This window comes from Arsenophonus nasoniae (genome assembly GCF_004768525.1).
GTDB lineage: Bacteria > Pseudomonadota > Gammaproteobacteria > Enterobacterales > Enterobacteriaceae > Arsenophonus > Arsenophonus nasoniae.
In genome coordinates, this window is record NZ_CP038613.1 from 1,503,708 (window position 1) to 1,519,890 (window position 16,183).

A 16,183-nucleotide genomic window follows, 5' to 3' on the forward strand; every position below is an offset into this window, starting at 1 on the left:
AGCCTTACTGTTTTTTGTCTGCAAAATGAAGTGTCACCGGCATACCTTGGCGCAACATATCGTCAGCATCATTGACAATGACCCGAATACGATAAACTAAATCGGTACGTAAATCGGCTGTTTGTACACTTTTTGGCGTAAACTCTGCGGTTGGTGAGACAAAACCGATATTACCATGATAGGGTTGGTCTGGACGACTGTCGGTATAGAGTAATATTTCTCGTCCAGGTATTGCTTGCCCCAGATGGGGTTCACTGATATAAGCTCTAACCCAGACAGGTCGGGTCAACGAAACGGTAAAAACAGTGCTACCGGCAGTAAGGATAGTTCCTGGTTCAATGGCTCGGGTTAGAATAGTACCTGGCGAGGGTGTGGTTAATATCGTATCTTCCAGATCAAGTTTTGCTTGCGCTAATGCGGCAACCGCCTGTTCCCATTCACCATGTGCGGCGGCTATTTCTTCAGTTCGATAGCCGGCCTGGTATTGATTTAATTTATCTTTTGCTGCATTTAGCGCTGCCAGCGCTTGGTTGCGATTGTTTTTTGCGTTTTCTAACTCATTGGCGGAAATTACGCGTTGCGTCCAAAGCCCTTGTTGGCGGTGGTAAAAACTATCAGCATATTTCCAGGCGGCTTGCCTTTGTGCTACTTCAGCTTCAACCTGGGCAATTTCTTGGCTACGATAACCACTTTCAAGCATATCTAATTTAGCTTTTGCGCTAGCAAGGCTACCTGTCGCGCGTTGCAGATTATTTTGATAGGGTGTTTTATCAAGTGAAGCTAAGATCTGACCCGCGCTAATTTTATCTCCTTCATCCACATTTAGTGTTTGAAGTTTACCATTAACTCTGAAGCTTAAATTAACCGTTCTAATATCAACGTTACCATACAAAATCAGCGCCTTATTTTGCTGGATTTGATAGTAGTAGTATCCAGCTACTATAATAGCGATAAATAGACAAATGATAGCAATAGATAATAAGCGCAGATTTTTTTTCATAGCATCCTTAAAATAGTTCAATAAAATGGAATAAAATAAGGTTATGCATAATTAATTTTATCAGGTTAATTGTTATTTGATGAATTTATGTAAATTATTTTATTTAGTCTTCATTAATCGGTGATAGCGACTGCCAGTAATCAGTTATTTTACTGTCATCAACCGCTATTTTTTAATAGCTTATAGTGGTGGTTTTTATATTCAGTTGGCTGAAATTAAGTCAAATGAAATTTGGGGTATTTTATATTTATGTGTTTTAATTCATTGGGTTTATCTGCAGAGATATTATCGGCGATTAAAGAAGCTGGCTATGAAAAGCCGACTTCAATTCAGCAACAGGCGATCCCAGCAATATTAGCGGGAAAAGATCTGTTGGCCAGTGCACAGACAGGAACCGGCAAAACGGCAGGATTTGTTTTGCCTATATTACAGCATCTTAGTCAGACGCCGGTTGTCGTAAAAGGCAAAAAACCCGTGCGAGCGCTAATTTTGGCACCGACCCGTGAATTAGCTGCTCAGGTTGGACAAAATGTACGTAATTATAGCCAGTTTTTGCGTTTAAAATCCTTGGTAGTTTTTGGTGGTGTTAGCATTAACCCTCAAATGATGAAATTACGAGGTGGAGTTGATATTCTAGTGGCCACACCCGGTCGGTTGCTCGATTTGGTACAGCAAAATGCTGTTAGTCTGTCACAGGTTGAGATTTTAGTATTAGATGAAGCTGATCGCATGTTAGATATGGGATTTATTCATGATATACGACGGATATTAGATAAATTACCGACAAAACGCCAAAATTTACTTTTTTCTGCTACTTTTTCTAACCAAATTAAACAATTAGCTAATAGTTTGCTGCATAATCCGACCATATTGGAAGTGGCTCCGCGCAATTCCGCCTCACAGCAGGTCAAGCAGCTTATTCATTTTGTTGATAAGCGACGTAAAGCAGAATTGCTTTCTTATCTAATTGGTAGTGAAAACTGGCAGCAGGTATTAGTTTTTACCCGAACTAAATATGGGGCTAATCGTTTAACTGAACATCTGATTAAAGATGGGATTAAGGCGATGGCAATTCATGGCAATAAAAGTCAAGGTGCGCGCACGAGAGCTCTGGCGGATTTTAAATCAGGTGCGATTAGAGTGTTGGTAGCAACGGATATTGCTGCTAGGGGATTAGATATTGAACAGTTACCCTATGTGGTAAATTACGAATTACCTAATGTGGCAGAGGATTATGTGCATCGTATTGGACGTACTGGACGCGCCGCAGCGACTGGTTTGGCCGTTTCGCTAGTTGCTATTGATGAGCAAAGTTTATTAACAGCGATTGAGCGATTATTAAAACAGAGTATCCCGCGTATGGCATTGGCAGGTTATGAACCTGATCCGACTATTAGACCAGAACCAATGCCGCAAAAAAAACCAGCAAACAAACAACATCGACGCCATTCGGCAGCAAAAGTCTCTCATGCTAATGGTAAACCACAAAAACAACGGACAACTCGTAACGTGGATAATAAAACTTTAGCAGCCAAAAAATCCAGGTAGAGGATAAATGCGAATATTACTTGCCCCGATGGAGGGGGTTCTCGATTCTTTAGTGCGTGAGTTATTAACTGAAGTTAACGAATACGATCTTTGCATAACGGAATTTTTGCGGGTAGTGGATAGTTTATTGCCAGCCAAAGCATTTTATCGGATTTGCCCTGAATTATATCAAGCCAGGAAAACCGTATCAGGCACATTAGTGCGTATTCAATTACTTGGTCAGCATCCACAATGGTTAGCGGAAAATGCAGCTCGAGCAGTAGAATTAGGCTCTTGGGGCGTGGATTTTAATTGTGGTTGTCCGTCGCCAACAGTCAATGGCCATGGTGGCGGGGCAACACTATTAAAGGATCCTGAACGGATTTATCAGGCGGCTAAGGCAATTCGAGCGGCGGTACCCGCTAATTTACCAACTTCAGTAAAGGTTAGGTTAGGTTGGGATGATCGCTGTCTGGCATTTGAAATTGCTGATGCCGTGCAACAGGCTGGCGCGACAGAAATTATTATTCATGGTAGAACCAAGGCTGAGGGGTATCGGGCAGAAAAAATTGATTCGCTAACTATCGGCCGGATACGGCAAAAATTAACGATACCTGTTATCGCCAATGGTGAAATTTGGGATTGGTGTAGTGCAAATGAGTGCAGGACTATAACCGGCTGTGACGCGCTGATGATTGGCCGCGGTGGATTACATGTTCCTAACCTGGCTCAGGTGATAAAATATCAAACTGAACCGATGGCCTGGTCGCAGGTTATGCAACTTTTGTTTAAATACATTCAATTAGAAAAACAAGGTGATACGGGTCAATATCACACAGCGCGTATTAAACAGTGGCTAGGTTATTTGCGCAAAAAATATGTTGAAGCGGCGAAATTATTTAATCAGATCCGAGTAGTGAAAAAATCGGCCGATATTGCTAATATAATTGAACGTCATACTTTTTGTTGACTTGTCACAACATACTGAAAAAAAATTATCAAATACAATATATTATAAAGTTCCTAATCAATAAATATAAAATGATTATCACAAATTTTTTATAAAAAATAGCTTATCTATTTGCATTTCTGGCGGTTAGGTTCTTTACTAAAAAGTGTTCATATATTTGAAATGTTAGCAAGTTAGTTTTTTGACTTATTTAATATGTTGGATATTTCGGAGGGTGTGTATGGGTATTTTGTCCTGGGTTATTTTTGGTTTGATCGCTGGTATTATTGCTAAGTGGGTCATGCCAGGTGCTTACAATATGGGGATTATCATGACCATTATCCTCGGTATTGTCGGTGCAGTGGTCGGCGGATATATTAGTACCTTCTTTGGTAAAGGCAAAGTGGACGGCTTTAATTTAAGCAGTTTTATTGTTGCGGTAATTGGCGCTATCGTGGTCCTTTTTATTGCCGGAATGGTCGGTCGCCCATAGACCATTTATCTAAAGATAATAAGCATTTCTCATATAAAAACATAACTGCTAACTGGTAGTTATGTTTTTATTTTATTATTTATGGATCAGTTCACAGTCTTTAAAGAGGTTATTTTAAGTATCACTGGCAATGAAAATTTTCTATAACCAGCCAGTTATAAATTTAATAATATCAATTGGTTGAATGGTTTTTTGGGGGTGTTAACCAGCTTGTCATAGATGTGTTTTAAATCATGAGATGAATAATAAGCAAAAGCCCCATGATTGGGGCTTATTCTCAGCGTTGACTAAGCTTGCAATCGCTATATGTCACGCTGGCTACAATGGTCGCACCTTAGAGTAGTCTTGATGCATGTCAATTAGTTATTTTAAACTAACGCAGGAGACGTTAATTAGATGATATTAACTCATCTATAGAAAGATTGCACAGATTCACCACATCATATGAACGAGACCAATAGCATAACCAATTTTCAAGCTCTTTAACCGAATAATTTTTTTGCGCTAATCCACATGCCATTTCAACCATTTCTGATCCTGGAGCAGTTAATTCATAACCATTGATCAGTAAAAATATATACCCTGACATCATGGCAGTACGTTTGTTTCCATTAGCAAATGGATGATTTTGAATTAGGCTTTCTATTAATTAGGCTTTCTATTAAAGAAGCTGATAAAACAAACATATCATTAGTCTGTTCGTAATATCTAACTATAGAAGGTCTAGATTGAGATGATCCTAGAGAATTTTTATTGATGACCTTAATGGGTTCATTCGGTGTTTGGGATTCTATCAGCCTCTTATTGATGTATATGATATCATCAACTGATAAGTATCTGACGCCATTATCTGTTTCAGCAAAAGAAAATGGCATCATTTATACCTTTGAAAGTTCCTTCATGGTTATTTTATATCTAACAAAACCAAAACCAAAAGCTTTGTCAACCTGTTCGGTATGAAAGCAATCTTGATTAATCACTGGTTTAGGATTTGCAATTTTGCTTTTGTCACGTTCAGGTATTGACAAGCGAAATGCTTTTTTCAATGCGTGACCCATAATTTAGCCTCTTAATAAAATGTAAACTTTTTTACGATAATAGCATATTGCAAACAATACAACTTAAGCTTGTTTTATTTTTGATGACATATAAGTAAAAATCCAGCTCTAGACTGGTTTAGTTTTCCCTGAAATGACAAATAGGAAGCTGCATGTAATTGTCATGCCGGATAATCACTTGGTGTCAATGAGAGCATTGTTTAACATAAGTTAAATGTTGTTAATTCCCTAAATTAGTGAATTGCATGTTTAGATAACTTGTGATAGGACATTAAGAATGACTGAAATATTTTTACTTGAAATACAGATAGTAACGGTGTTTTAGATTCAACATTCTACTTTTTCTTGATGAGTAGAATAGTTTTTTTAATTGTGTCCTGCGTTACATAACGCAAATTTGCTATATTTTTTTCTCAGGCTCCCCTTGCTAATAACACTGCAATTATGTTTTTATCTTACTTGGTTTCAATCGGTAATCCATTATCTTGGCCCCATTCAGCCCAAGAGCCGTCATAAAGTTTGACATTTTTATTACCCAAAATTATTAAAGCAAGTAATACTACAGCGGCAGTCATACCGGAACCACAGCTGATTACTGTAGGCAGGGTGATGTCAACTTGTTGGTTGGCAAAAATCGTTTTTAACGCTTCTGGGGATTTATAACAACCTTCATTGACTAACCAATCCCAAGGAACATTTTTACTGCCTGGCAAATGTCCCATCCGCAATCCTAGACGTGGCTCGGGTTGCAGTGCGTTAAAACGGGCAGTTGGGCGTGCATCGATAAATTGAACATTAGTTTGTTGAAGAAGGGCAAGGACTTGCTGTTGTGATAAAGCTTGATCAGGAATACACTTAGCAGCGAAATGTTGTCTTTGACGCACCGTAGGCATGCCGGAATCGAGCAAATAGCCAGCTTTTTTCCATCCGTGTAGCCCGCCGGTTAAAATTTTGACATTATTACAGCCGAATGTTTTAAACGTCCACCAGGCGCGGGGCGCAGAAAATAGTGCACCTTGATCATAAATAACCACTTGATGATGATTGCTAATACCTAATTGCTCAACGGCATGAGTGAAAGTTATTTCATCTGGCAGCATATGAGGTAGATTGTTACTTTGATCAGCGACAATATCTAAATTGAAAAATTGTGCACCAGGAATATGTTCTTGATAATAGCGTTGTTGATAATCAGTTGGGTCGGTTGGTGGCGGTGCAGAAGCATTAACTAGAATAATATTTTCATTAGTTAAATGTTGATGAAGCCATTGCGGGTTAACAAAAAACGCTTCGTACATAATACCCTTCTATTATAAACAATAACTTATGGTTGCGTGTTAATTAAAAATAGTATATCGATTTTCAGTGAGAAATTAAACGTAGATTAAATTTTTATCCTATCGATAAAACACTATGATAAATTAAAGATTTTATCGTTTTATACTCATCAACCGAATGGTTGATATTTTTATATAAGATTTCTATGGCGCTAACTAACGCAATTAAAAATCAAATAAGCCTTTGGTACAAATCGCTATCAACCTCGATTGATGGTTTTATGCCACGTATTGTCCAACGACAGATGATCGCCGAAGTTGCAAAGACATTATCAGGTGAACAAGGACGTCATTTGGTTATTGAAGCACCGACCGGGGTAGGTAAAACACTATCTTATTTAATCGCCGGTATTGCGATTAGTCGGGCAGAAAATAAGCCTTTAGTCATTAGTACGGCAAATATTGCTTTGCAAGATCAAATTTTGCATAAAGATCTTCCTTTGTTAGCTAAAATTATTCCTGAACTACGATTTATCGCTATTTTTGGCCGCAGACGTTATCTGTGCCCACGCAATCTGGCCGCTATCTGTGCAGTGGATGAGCAGCAGCTTGACTTAATGTATTTAATGCAACAGGAAATGTCGGTAACGAGTGAACAAGAGCGGACTGCTTGTCAGCAGTTACATGCTGATTTTATGGCTGGTCTCTGGGATGGAGTCCGAGATCATTATAAAAGCGCTTTAGATGACCGTTTATGGCAAAAAATTAGTACCGATAAAGTCGGATGTTTAGCCAGAAATTGTCAGTTTTATCATTGCTGTCCCTTTTTTTTGGCAAGATGGAAAATTGAGCAAGTTGATGTCATTGTCACTAATCATGCGTTGGTAATGGCAGCGATGGAAAGTGGCTCGGTGTTACCTGAAGCTAAAAAGATGTTGTTAGTCCTTGATGAAGGGCATCATATCGCTGATGTGGCACGCGATAGTTTAGAAGTTGAAGGGAATATTACTTTAACGCATTTGACGGCTCAGCTAGATAATTTTGTACGTCACGTCGAGTACTATTTAAGCCAATACCGCCCCGTTAAACCGCCAAAACTGGCCAAAGCGAACCATTTAACCCAGCATAGACAAAAATTAATTGATTGCTTCCACCAGGTGATGACAATCACTCAGCGTTTATTACCAGACAAAAGCCAGGATCCGATTTATCTATTTAAATTAGGCCAATTACCGACCGAATTAGATATTTGTTGCCAACAGCTTTTACAGCTTAGTCAGGATTTGGTTGTGCTTACTGAAAAAATAGTTGATCACTTGTCTGAACAGAGTGGCAAACATGATGCAGCTAGTTTGCATCGTAGCCTGCTCATCAGTGGTAAAATGCTCAGTTACTGGCAAAATATGGTTAAACTTTGGCGTTTAGCGGGTTGTGAAACTTCATCAAATGCGCCGGTATCCAAATGGTTGAGCCGTCATTATGACAAAAATCAGTTACATTACTATTTTCATTGTGCCGGTATACGGGTTAGTGAACAATTAGAAAAGCTGTTATGGCAAAATATTCCTCACATCATAGTGACGTCAGCCACTTTGCGCTCATTAGAGAGTTATAGCCGTTTCACGGAGCTAACAGGGTTAAATGAGCGTGACGATGATCGCTTTGTTAGCTTAGATGCTTCTTTTGATCATGTTCGACAGGGGCGGTTAGTGATCCCTAAAATGTCGATTGAACCGACCCTGCAAAATGAAATATTACATTTAGCGGAAATGGCTGCTTATTTTAAACAACAACTCCAGTCCGGAAAACATCGCGGCATCCTATTTCTGTTTAGTAGCCAACGTGCAATGGAAGGTTTTTTACATCATATTAAAGAGTTACGCGGCCAATTGTTGGTTCAAGGAGATAAACCGCGCTATCGGTTGGTAGAAACCCATTGCCAACGTGTTGATCAAGGGCTTACTAGCGTATTAGTTGGATTGCAATCCTTTGCTGAAGGATTGGATCTCAAAGGCGATTATTTGTCACAAATACATATTCAAAAAATCTCTTTTCCTCCGATCACAAACCCGATTTTCATTACTGAAAATGAATGGTTAAAAACGTTAAAACTTTATCCATTTGAAGTACAAAGTTTGCCAACTGCCTCGTTCACGTTAATTCAGCAAGTCGGTCGCTTGATCCGTAGTCATAATTGTTATGGTGAGATTATTATCTATGATAAGCGACTAAGGACTAAACAGTATGGTGCTCGTCTATTAGCTTCATTACCGGTCTTTCCGATTGTTGAACCGGAAATATCCAATATATCAACGAAAAAAGTGGAGTAACCAGTATTTTTATCTGCTACTTATTACTCCTGATTTAAATTAGTTAATTTTTTTCAAAAAACAGGTTTTTAACACTAAACCTTTAATGCCTTCTGCGTTACACTCAATTTCATCTTTATTTTGCGTTAGGCGAATGTTTTTTATTGCCGTACCTCGTTTTAAGGTCTTTGATGTTCCTTTAACTTTGAGATCTTTTGTAACTTGCACACTATCTCCATCGCTTAAGTGTGCCCCATTAGCGTCTTTAACGACAATATCCATAAAAATCCTTATTGATTGCTTACTATGTTGACAATTATAGTAAAATAATTAATTGATATTAAGGGGATAGCAAAAATAAAAAACCACACTCCTGTGTGGCTAAATGACGACATTTTATTTTTATATAGTTATCAATAAGGTATTAGTTACTTTTCAATATTTGCTTCAATAAACCACAGATATTTATCCAGATCACGAGAAGCCGCGGTAAGAATATCTTCCGCATCGACTTCACCTACTTCACCAATCGCTTTACGAACATTATTGGCTACCACTGCACCGCGATCAGCCAAAGCTTTCAAATGATCTTGTACATCGTGAATATTAGTTGGATAGGCTTTAAGTGGGGTGTGGTCATGCACATACTCAATCGTGCCCATCGCCGTACCGCCCATTTGTACTACCCGCTCAGCTAATTCATCTTGGTGCTCTAAAATAGAGGAATTAAATTCATCTAATAATTCATGAACCGCAATAAAGTTTCTACCGCGCAGGTTCCAATGCGCTTGTTTGGTCATTAATGAAAGATTGATAAGTTGGGCAACTAGCGGATTTAAAACAGAAACAACGTGTTTTTTGGTACTATCACTAATATCATTACGGGTATAGAGTAAATCAATTTTTGGTACTTTAACTAATTTAGCTGTGCTCATTATTACGCTCCCGTTATATCAAATAATGTATTAATACTTTATATCTAAAAAATAGCTTATTATTGATCAATAGTCTTATCATTTGATCCTATTAAATTGATAGGTAATATTGATGTAAGCGTTATTTTATTACTTACAATTATAAATATGGTGATAAAAAATAGGAATGCAAGGCAAATTAGCAACAAGTTACAGTGTGAATTTAGGTTTGAATTCACACTGTTTGAGCGGGAAGAACGACTTAATTGATTTCGACTGTTTCGCTTTTTGTTTTCATCGTTGATGTTGAACCAATTGATGCGCCAATAATACAAAATAGCGCGAACCACTGGGTTAACGTTAAGTGTTCATTGAGAAATATCATGCCCATAAAAGCTCCCATTGCCGGTTCCAAACTCATTAAGGTACCAAATGTTTTCGCCGGCATGCGTGTTAGGGCAAACATTTCAAGCGTGTAGGGGAAGGCGGTTGACAAAATAGCAACTGCAAGTGCAATCGGTAGAATTGACAGATCAAATAGAGGCGCGATGCCAACGGTGAGAAGGCCAACCGGAAAAAAAATCAATGTCGAGATAAACGAACCTAAAGCGACTGTTGCTGAGCCATAACCTGCCCCAGCCCGCTGACCAAAGATGATATACATTGCCCAACAAATACCGGCAGCTAATGCATAAACAACACCAACAGGATCTAAACTATTAATACTGTTTCTAATCGGTAGTAGAAAGCCTAATCCAACAATAACCATTAATATCCAAACAAAATCAATCGCCCGGCGAGATGAGAACATTGCAACGGCTAAAGGGCCGGTGAACTCTAACGCAACGGCAACCCCCAACGGGATCCTTTCTAACGATAGATAAAACAGCGAATTCATTGAACCTAACGAGATACCATAAATAAGTAAATGTTTTAATGAATGGCCACGTAACTTTTTTCGCCAAGGTTTAAAAATTATAAATAGAATAATCGTTGCCAAAAATAGTCTTAAAGCCGTTACGCCAAGTGCACCGATAGTTGGAAATAGACTTTTGGCTAATGAAGCACCACTTTGTATTGATACCATTGCAAAGAGCAACAACAATACTGGCAATAGCGTCTTACGCTTTTGATTTAAGACAAATGACATCTGGAGGTAACCTCAATAAATATAGAACCAAATAAATGTTAGAAAATTAAATAAAAACTCAGTAACAGCAAGATTTACTTAATGATATTGAGTAATTATTACATAAAAAAAATTAAACAAATATTCTTTTTATTGCCGATTGTAAATAGTGTCACCGATCATGCAAAACTGATCCACTAACGATCATCTAAAACTGATCCACTTGGTATTATTCGCACATTTTTGTACGGATAATTTATGTTAACCAAGGAGATATTTGTGGATATTCATGTTCGCTTTGCACAAGGACAAAGCCTTCGAAAAATTGCCAGTGAGTTGGGTATATCCCATAACACCGTAAAACATCATTTACAACAACAGACAATGCCAACTTATGCTAAAAGAAGTCAACAACCGACTAAATTATCCCCCTTTAAACCTTATTTGCTTCAGCGAATTGAACTGGCTAAACCTGATTGGATCCCTGCAACAGTCTTATTTGATGAGGTAGTTGAAAACGGCTATCAAGGTGGTATTGCTCAATTACGCCGATTTGTTTGTCAATTTAAACCAAGCATTGTTCCCGAAGTAGTCGTCCGTTTTGAAACACAGCCAGGTCAACAAATGCAAATCGACTTCACCAGCATCCGGCGAGGTAAAAAATCGCTGAAAGCGTTTGTTGCAACGCTAGGCTATTCGCGTGCGAGTTATGTAAAGTTCTTTGATAATGAACGAGCAGAATCGTGGCAGCAAGGTTTAAGAGAAGCTTTCGACTACTTTGGTGGTGTACCACAGGAAGTATTGTGTGATAACGCAAAATCCCTCATCATCGAACGGGATGCTTATGCAGAAGGTGATCATAAATTACATGTCGAAATGCTTCAAATGTCGAAAGATTACGGGTTTAAATTGAAGGCTTGCAAGCCCTACAGGGCAAAAAACGAAAGGGAAAGTAGAGCGCTTTAACCACTATTTAAAAAACAGCTTTATCGTGCCATTAAACACCGACCTTCGTGCTCATAATCTTGAACTGGATATTGAAATAGCTAATGCAAAAGTGGGTCCATGGTTACAACGCGTTGCCCATCAGCGAATTCATGGAACAACGTTAGAGAAGCCAGCAGATAGATTAGCTAAGGAAGTTAAGTCTCTTCTACCCTTACCAGCAAGGGTTTGCCAATCTATCCCACAGACTAATACGCTTAATATCCCTATCGTACCGCCCCTTGAATCTGTCAGTTTGCAACACTCAATCAGCGTATACGAAGCATTACTGGGAGGTGAACATGTTATTGCATGAACAAATTGAACACCTGTGTGAGTCATTGAAATTAAATTCTATTCCGACTCATTGGTCATCACTTGCCGAAAAATGCATTGCCCAAGACAAAAGCTACGGAGAGTTTTTTACTGTCCCTGTTAAAATGTGAGCAACAACAACGAGATGAACGAACTCGTAATCTTTTGAGTCGGATGGCAGGATTCCCAGCACATAAAGAACTTAATACGTTCGATTTTAAGTTTGCAACGGGGATCCCCAAACAACACATACAGGAATTAAGCGCATTAACGTTTATTGAACGTAATGAAAATGTCGTGTTGCTTGGCCCAAGCGGTGTAGGCAAAACGCATTTAGCTATTGGGTTAGGATTAAAAGCAGTACAGGCCAAGAAGAAAACCCGCTTTACCACGGCAGCTGAACTGATGTTGCAACTCTCAACTGCCAAACGACAAAATAAGCTCAAACAATATCTATCACGTTCGGTGATGGCCCCGAAGTTGTTGATTATCGATGAGATTGGATACCTGCCGTTTGGGCGAGAAGAAGCAAACCTGTTTTTCAATGTGATTGCCAAGCGTTATGAGCATGGCAGTGTCATATTGACGAGTAACCTATCATTTGGGCAATGGCCAAGTGCTTTTGCTGATGACGCAACATTAACTGCCGCTATGCTTGATCGTTTACTTCATCATTCGCATGTACTGCAATTAAGCGGTGAAAGCTACCGATTGAAAGATAAGCGGCGCTCAGGAGCAATAACTGAGTAAAACAGTGGATCAATTTTGATTGATCGGATTTAGATAAAAAGTGGATCAGTTTTCGGTGATCGTTGACAATAGGATAGTCACTATAATAAATGTTAATTTAAAAAAAGAAATCACATGAAAAGTATTTATGCGTTTGTTAAATTTAATTAATGTCTGCTGGGGCTGGAACTAGTGAATTTAAGTTAAGGAGGATAATGTGGGAAAGATAAAGAGTGTAACGGTTTATTGTGGCTCTAGTGTAGGAGCCAGTGGTATCTATCAGCAGCAGGCTGTGGCATTAGCATCCGAGCTGGTTAACAGAAAAATAACGCTGGTTTATGGCGGTGGCCGCGTTGGTATTATGGGCGTTTTAGCCAATTCGATATTGGAACAAGGTGGTCAAGTTATTGGCGTAATGCCTAAATTATTAGTTGAACGTGAGATTTCTCATACTGGACTGACTAAAAGCTATATTGTCGATACTATGCATCAACGTAAGCAGAAAATGATTGATTTGGCTGATGGATTCATTGCGCTACCAGGGGGATTTGGTACCCTGGAGGAATTTAGTGAAGTGTTTACTTGGGGTCAAATTGGCTTACATGCGAAACCTTGTGGATTATTAAATGTTAATAATTATTGGACACCCTTAGTGGCTATGATAGAAAAAATGGCTGATGAAAAGTTCTTACAAGAAAAATATCGCCATATGGCGATTGTTGATGATAATCCGGCCAATTTACTTGATCGTTTTTTGCACTACACAGCACCATCAGTAAAAACTTATGATGAACTATAACTGTGCTATGTTTCACTTAGTTAGCATTAACAAACATAGAGGGTGACAAAGTGCTATGCTGCGCTCACGGCGATAAATATTAGCCTATTTTTGGCTGGGCTGACAGATTTCACAATTAGGATCAGGCATTAAATTAATGGTGCGAAATTCTGTTAACATAGCATCATAAAATAGCACTTTCCCGCTGTTGATTTGACCATAGTTAGTGAGCAATTTTAGTGTTTCCATCGCTTGCAGGCTACCAATAATACCAACCAGTGGAGACATAACGCCGGTTTCGATGCAGGAGAGATTATTTTCACCAAATAAACGACTTAAACAGTGATAGCAGGGGGTATTATCTTGATAAGTTAATACCACCAGTTGTCCTTCCATGCGAATAGCGGCGCCGGAGACGAGTGGGCGCTTTAGCGTTAAGCATAGGCGATTAAGCTGCTCGCGAATTGCCACATTATCCGTACAATCGACAATCACATTTTGCTGCTTAATTAAAATATTAAGTTCATGTTCTGTTAATTTTTTATCAATGGTAGAAATTTTTATATACGGATTAATGTTAAGTAAGGTGGTTTTGGCCGAGTCAACCTTTGCACTACCAATAGATTGGTCGTTATATAGGATTTGCCGTGGTAAATTTGATAGGGAGATCGTATCAAAATCAAGCAGTGTCAGTTGGCCAACGCCTGCGGCGGCTAAATATTGAGCAGCGGCGCAACCTAACCCACCCACTCCGACAATCAATACTTTCGCTGCTTTTAATTTTTCTTGTCCGTCAAAATCGAAGTTTTGTAAAATAATTTGGCGATTATAACGCAGTATTTCTTGGTCAGATAATTCGATAGCCATACTTATTCACTTATTAATAAATAATTAAAATACTCAATATCAACTAATTCACCTGCGTTAACCTGGCCACGATTTTGCGCTAAAACGATAAAACAGTTACTTTGGTTAAAAGAACTCAAAATGTGTGAACCTTGTTGTGCCATTGGTGTTACTTCTAAATCTCCTTGAGTATTTACTTTGGCAATTCCGCGTTGAAACTCAAGACGCCCAGGTGATGTTTTTATCAAGCTGGTGGCGCGCGCTTTCAAATAGGGGGTGCTTTGCCATTGAGTAAAGGCGCACAGGTGATTAATAATCGGCTGTACTAGTTGATAAAAGGTAACTATAGCGGAAACAGTATTACCAGGTAAGCCACAAAACCAGGCAGATTTTAGTTTACCAAAGGCAAATGGTTTACCGGGTTTTATTGCCAGTTGCCAGAAATTGATGCTACCTATTTCATCAAGAATCTGCTTGGTATAATCAGCTTCACCCACCGACACACCGCCGCTACTAATAACCAGATCAGCTTGTTGATCCGCTTGCTTAAATGCTTGATAGAGTTTGTCAGGATCATCAGCAATAATATCTAAATCAATCACTTGGCAGTTCATTTTTTCCAACATCAAGCGTATTGCCAGCCGATTAGTATCATAAATTTGACCAGCAGCTAGTGGCTGACCAATAGTTTGTAGTTCATCGCCGGTAGAGAAAATAGCCACTTTCAACTGGCGAAAAACTTCAATTTCACTTATTCCCAATGACGCGATAAGAGATACCTGAGTTGCGGAAAGTTTTGTTCCAATGGGCAATACGCTATCACCTTGTCGAATATCTTCGCCGGTGAAACGAATATTTGTGCCTGGTTTTATTGGTTGTGTGAAGCTGATGGCATTATTAGCTAACAGGGTGTTTTCTTGCATGATGACCGTATCAACGTCAATGGGAATCGGCGCTCCAGTCATAATGCGGATACAAGATTTTGCTGGCAGCGGTTCGCGAAAAGGAGAACCAGCCAATGCTTTACCCGCAATAACCAACGGAGTTGCGTCATGCCAATCATTAAAGCGTATTGCATAACCATCCATGGCTGAATTATCAAATGGAGGGACATTAATGGGCGATATAATTTCTGTGGCAGTTATGCGGTTAATCGATTCTGTTAATGGGATAATTTCTTTTTCTGCCATTGGGGTAGTTAGGGTAAAGATAATATTTAATGCTTCCTTCAACGATAATAATTCGCCGGTATGATAATGCTCCATATTTTGCTCCCAAAAAGACTACCATTTTGACTGATATTGGCATAATTTTGCCAAATATTTTCAGCGTATTATGCCAATAATCTCGCTTATTGACAAAGTAGATAACTTCTTTGTCGCCTGTTTATGGATTAATTTAATTTAACTATCAAGGCTGATAAAATAATTACGTCGGTTTAGCTAGTCTGGGGTTGTACAATTTATTGTCAATGCTAGAATAAACATTCGTTTTTATCGAGGTTAGCATGAGAAAAATGCAGCAACTGTCAAAATGGTTTCTCGCCTTGGCATACCTAATCGTGATGATTTGTATGGTTAGTCGTATTGCTATGGGGCAGTTGATATTTTCTCCGGTAACTAGCGGGCAGGCCTCCGTTTTTGCAGAGGATCATCAGGATGATATCGATAATTCGCTGACTCCTTGTGAGTTGAGTACTAAATCCTTAGTGAGTATCCCACCGGTGATCACAGAAGCGCTACTACTAATTTTTAGTGTGTTATTAGCGTTACTGGTATTTATCCCACGCTTTGCTGTCCTACTCTCTTTTACTATTCCACTTTCATCTCCTCGACTTCGTATTCATTTACGACTCTGTAATTTCCGGGAATGAAT

The 16,183-nt window shown here is 38.9% G+C and carries 14 protein-coding genes and 3 pseudogenes; 8 read left to right on the forward strand and 9 right to left on the reverse strand.

Annotated features, from left to right (window positions below; genetic code table 11):
* Positions 1-4: 4 nt before the first annotated feature.
* Positions 5-1,000, reverse strand: coding sequence for a secretion protein HlyD (gene hlyD / locus ArsFIN_RS07365; protein WP_026822151.1), 996 nt, complete (start codon positions 998-1,000; stop codon positions 5-7).
* A gap of 249 nt (positions 1,001-1,249) precedes the next feature.
* Here hlyD and rhlE point away from each other — a divergent pair, with 249 nt between their 5' ends.
* The 3 genes from rhlE (at position 1,250) to ArsFIN_RS07380 (ending at position 3,969) form a co-directional block, all read left to right on the forward strand.
* Positions 1,250-2,548 carry an ATP-dependent RNA helicase RhlE gene (gene rhlE, locus ArsFIN_RS07370; RefSeq protein ID WP_034249315.1) on the forward strand — a complete coding sequence of 433 codons (1,299 nt, stop codon included), beginning with the start codon at positions 1,250-1,252 and terminating at the stop codon, positions 2,546-2,548.
* Positions 2,549-2,555: 7 nt separating this feature from the next.
* On the forward strand, positions 2,556-3,497 hold the full coding sequence (gene dusC, locus ArsFIN_RS07375; protein WP_026822153.1) for a tRNA dihydrouridine(16) synthase DusC: 942 nt from the start codon (positions 2,556-2,558) through the stop codon (positions 3,495-3,497).
* A gap of 220 nt (positions 3,498-3,717) precedes the next feature.
* Positions 3,718-3,969: a GlsB/YeaQ/YmgE family stress response membrane protein gene (locus tag ArsFIN_RS07380; protein WP_026822154.1), complete on the forward strand. Its 252-nt coding sequence runs from the start codon at positions 3,718-3,720 to the stop codon at positions 3,967-3,969.
* Between the two features lie 388 nt (positions 3,970-4,357).
* Here the strand turns inward: ArsFIN_RS07380 and ArsFIN_RS07385 are convergent.
* The 3 genes and pseudogenes from ArsFIN_RS07385 to sseA all read right to left on the reverse strand — a co-directional run bounded on the left by ArsFIN_RS07385 (position 4,358) and on the right by sseA (position 6,325).
* A pseudogene (locus ArsFIN_RS07385) lies at positions 4,358-4,844 on the reverse strand (type II toxin-antitoxin system death-on-curing family toxin).
* 3 nt (positions 4,845-4,847) lie between these two features.
* Positions 4,848-5,027 carry a hypothetical protein gene (locus ArsFIN_RS07390; protein WP_026822155.1) on the reverse strand — a complete coding sequence of 60 codons (180 nt, stop codon included), beginning with the start codon at positions 5,025-5,027 and terminating at the stop codon, positions 4,848-4,850.
* A gap of 455 nt (positions 5,028-5,482) precedes the next feature.
* Positions 5,483-6,325, reverse strand: a complete 843-nt coding sequence (sseA, locus tag ArsFIN_RS07395; protein ID WP_026822156.1) for a 3-mercaptopyruvate sulfurtransferase — start codon at positions 6,323-6,325, stop codon at positions 5,483-5,485.
* 185 nt (positions 6,326-6,510) lie between these two features.
* On the opposite strand from sseA, the gene dinG reads away from it, so the two are divergent.
* Complete coding sequence (dinG, locus tag ArsFIN_RS07400; RefSeq protein WP_026822157.1) at positions 6,511-8,634, forward strand: ATP-dependent DNA helicase DinG; 2,124 nt, start codon at positions 6,511-6,513, stop codon at positions 8,632-8,634.
* Between the two features lie 39 nt (positions 8,635-8,673).
* Here the strand turns inward: dinG and ArsFIN_RS07405 are convergent, their stop codons facing one another.
* The 3 genes from ArsFIN_RS07405 to rhtA form a co-directional block, all read right to left on the reverse strand.
* Positions 8,674-8,895 carry an alkylphosphonate utilization protein gene (locus ArsFIN_RS07405; RefSeq protein ID WP_026822158.1) on the reverse strand — a complete coding sequence of 74 codons (222 nt, stop codon included), beginning with the start codon at positions 8,893-8,895 and terminating at the stop codon, positions 8,674-8,676.
* Positions 8,896-9,041: 146 nt separating this feature from the next.
* A complete protein-coding gene (gene dps, locus ArsFIN_RS07410) occupies positions 9,042-9,548 on the reverse strand; it encodes a DNA starvation/stationary phase protection protein Dps (protein WP_026822159.1) in 507 nt (168 codons plus the stop codon).
* A gap of 241 nt (positions 9,549-9,789) precedes the next feature.
* Positions 9,790-10,677, reverse strand: coding sequence for a threonine/homoserine exporter RhtA (gene rhtA, locus ArsFIN_RS07415; RefSeq protein ID WP_026822160.1), 888 nt, complete (start codon positions 10,675-10,677; stop codon positions 9,790-9,792).
* A gap of 237 nt (positions 10,678-10,914) precedes the next feature.
* Here rhtA and istA point away from each other — a divergent pair.
* From istA to ArsFIN_RS07430, 3 genes and pseudogenes are all read left to right on the forward strand, one after another.
* A pseudogene (istA, locus tag ArsFIN_RS07420) lies at positions 10,915-11,956 on the forward strand (IS21 family transposase).
* Positions 11,943-12,705 (forward strand): annotated as a pseudogene (istB, locus tag ArsFIN_RS07425) (IS21-like element helper ATPase IstB). Before istA ends, istB begins: the two co-directional pseudogenes overlap by 14 nt.
* A 196-nt stretch (positions 12,706-12,901) precedes the next feature.
* Entirely contained in the window at positions 12,902-13,483 is a 582-nt protein-coding gene (locus tag ArsFIN_RS07430) for an LOG family protein (protein ID WP_026822935.1), read from the forward strand.
* An 84-nt stretch (positions 13,484-13,567) separates the two neighbouring features.
* Here the strand turns inward: ArsFIN_RS07430 and moeB are convergent, their stop codons facing one another.
* Both moeB and moeA read right to left on the reverse strand, forming a co-directional pair.
* The gene (gene moeB / locus ArsFIN_RS07435; RefSeq protein WP_026822936.1) at positions 13,568-14,329 is read right to left on the reverse strand and encodes a molybdopterin-synthase adenylyltransferase MoeB; all 762 of its coding nucleotides are present in this window, start codon (positions 14,327-14,329) and stop codon (positions 13,568-13,570) included.
* A gap of 2 nt (positions 14,330-14,331) precedes the next feature.
* Entirely contained in the window at positions 14,332-15,573 is a 1,242-nt protein-coding gene (gene moeA, locus ArsFIN_RS07440; RefSeq protein WP_026822937.1) for a molybdopterin molybdotransferase MoeA, read from the reverse strand.
* 281 nt (positions 15,574-15,854) lie between these two features.
* Here moeA and ArsFIN_RS07445 point away from each other — a divergent pair, with 281 nt between their 5' ends.
* A complete protein-coding gene (locus ArsFIN_RS07445) occupies positions 15,855-16,181 on the forward strand; it encodes a copper resistance protein (protein WP_135677613.1) in 327 nt (108 codons plus the stop codon).
* Positions 16,182-16,183: the final 2 nt, after the last annotated feature.

Excerpts from the sequence above, each read along its gene's own strand:
- dinG (WP_026822157.1), top strand. The coding sequence starts at position 6,511 with ATGGCGCTAACTAACGCAATTAAAAATCAAATAAGCCTTTGGTACAAA.
- sseA (WP_026822156.1), bottom strand. The coding sequence starts at position 6,325 with ATGTACGAAGCGTTTTTTGTTAACCCGCAATGGCTTCATCAACATTTA.
- rhtA (WP_026822160.1), bottom strand. The coding sequence starts at position 10,677 with ATGTCATTTGTCTTAAATCAAAAGCGTAAGACGCTATTGCCAGTATTG.
- dps (WP_026822159.1), bottom strand. The coding sequence starts at position 9,548 with ATGAGCACAGCTAAATTAGTTAAAGTACCAAAAATTGATTTACTCTAT.
- rhlE (WP_034249315.1), top strand. The coding sequence starts at position 1,250 with ATGTGTTTTAATTCATTGGGTTTATCTGCAGAGATATTATCGGCGATT.
- ArsFIN_RS07390 (WP_026822155.1), bottom strand. The coding sequence starts at position 5,027 with ATGGGTCACGCATTGAAAAAAGCATTTCGCTTGTCAATACCTGAACGT.
- moeB (WP_026822936.1), bottom strand. The coding sequence starts at position 14,329 with ATGGCTATCGAATTATCTGACCAAGAAATACTGCGTTATAATCGCCAA.
- ArsFIN_RS07405 (WP_026822158.1), bottom strand. The coding sequence starts at position 8,895 with ATGGATATTGTCGTTAAAGACGCTAATGGGGCACACTTAAGCGATGGA.
- moeA (WP_026822937.1), bottom strand. The coding sequence starts at position 15,573 with ATGGAGCATTATCATACCGGCGAATTATTATCGTTGAAGGAAGCATTA.
- dusC (WP_026822153.1), top strand. The coding sequence starts at position 2,556 with ATGCGAATATTACTTGCCCCGATGGAGGGGGTTCTCGATTCTTTAGTG.
- ArsFIN_RS07380 (WP_026822154.1), top strand. The coding sequence starts at position 3,718 with ATGGGTATTTTGTCCTGGGTTATTTTTGGTTTGATCGCTGGTATTATT.
- hlyD (WP_026822151.1), bottom strand. The coding sequence starts at position 1,000 with ATGAAAAAAAATCTGCGCTTATTATCTATTGCTATCATTTGTCTATTT.